Genomic DNA, 1,498 nt, shown 5'->3' on the forward strand with positions numbered 1-1,498 from the left:
CATATCGGGCCGCTCGGAGCGGATGTGGAAGAGAAGATCGCCGGCGGTCGAAGGCGCCGAATGAACGGCACCCTTGATCGGCGCAAACGGTTTCAGTTCCAGCGGTCGCCGATCTGGGGAAAGACGATCCCAGAGATCGCGGCCGATGCCGGCAATGCACGAAAGCCGCCCGGAAAGATCGCGGAACCCGACGGTTTTGACGAGATCATCGAGGCCGCCGAGCACGGAGGCTATCTTGGCGAGCGCGGTCTGACCGCTGGCGACGGTGACGACAAGAAAGACCGCCGAAAGCGACAGCGGGGCGTCGACACTTTGCGCATCGATCGGCACGCGATCCCAGTTCTTTCCAGACATCCGAATTCTCCGCTTCGCCGGGATTTGTTTCAGATCGCCCGATATCACGCAACTGCGGATGAGACATCGCGCAACACTGGATGAATTGCCTCTTTATCGACACGCGGATGCGGGTAGAGTGCGGCAGAATTTCAATCAACCCATTCGGAGCTGATGCTCGCTCGCCTGTTCGTGATCTTCGGTGGCCTTTTTGTGCTGGTGCTGTGTGCGGCGCTGGTGGTGCCGTATTTTATCGACTGGACCGGCTACCGCGCCCAATTCGAGCGCGAGGCCAGCGCCATCCTCGGCCGCAAGGTGACCGTGCAGGGCGACGCCACGGCAAGGCTGTTGCCGTTTCCCTCGGTGACCTTCTCGAACGTCGCGGTCGCCGGCGGCCCCAATGGCCAGCCGGCCATGACCGTCGAGACGTTTTCGATGGATGCGGAACTGGCGCCCTTCCTGCGCGGCGAAGTGCTGATCTTCGACATGCGGCTGGTGCGGCCGAAAGCGACCATCGATATCGCCAATGACGGCACCGTCGACTGGGCGATGCGGCCGTCCTCTCCCTTCGACCTCAATCAGATCTCGATCGAGAAGCTGACGGTGACGGAAGGGCAGATCGAACTGCGCCATGCCGCCGGCGGGCGCAGCCACCTGTTTTCCGAGATCAATTCGACCATCTCGGCCAAGTCTCTGGCCGGGCCATGGCGCATGGACGGCACGCTGCGGCTCGACGGTCTTCGCACCACGGTCACTGCCTCCACCGGCAAGGCCGAAGGCAACGGGCAGATGCGGCTTCGGCTGAAGGCCGATCCGGACGCCTATCCGCTGGTCATCGAAACCGACGGCAATGCCGGCATCGTCAATGGCGCTGCCGCCTATTCCGGCCAGTTCAAGATCTCCGGTGCCGACAAGAACAGCGCCGAGCTGCGCGGCACCGATGGCGAGACGGTGAGGGTTTCCGCCGGCAAGCCCGATCCGGGCTTTCGGCTGAACGGCAAATTTTCGCTCGACCACCAGAAACTCGGCGTCGACGAATTCCGCTTCGAGACCGGGCCGCTCGACAACCCCTACACCGCCGACGGCAAGGCTTCTGTCGATCTCGGGCTGAAGCCGAGTTTCGCCATCGAGGCCAATGGCGCGCAGGTGCAGTTCGACGAGGCGG

General features: G+C 63.2%; 2 protein-coding genes. One reads left to right on the forward strand and one right to left on the reverse strand.

Annotation, left to right across the window (positions count from 1 at the left end):
• Positions 1–354, reverse strand: a 354-nt coding sequence (locus tag EN939_RS33835; RefSeq protein ID WP_206528423.1) for a Dyp-type peroxidase domain-containing protein, incomplete at its 3' end; no start/stop codon positions are given.
• A 153-nt stretch (positions 355–507) separates the two neighbouring features.
• On the opposite strand from EN939_RS33835, the gene EN939_RS33840 reads away from it, so the two are divergent.
• Positions 508–1,498 (forward strand): AsmA family protein (locus EN939_RS33840; protein ID WP_127271785.1); only part of this gene is annotated, 991 nt, incomplete at its 3' end.

Source organism: Mesorhizobium sp. M7A.F.Ca.CA.002.05.1.1 (genome assembly GCF_003998335.1).
Lineage (GTDB): Bacteria > Pseudomonadota > Alphaproteobacteria > Rhizobiales > Rhizobiaceae > Mesorhizobium.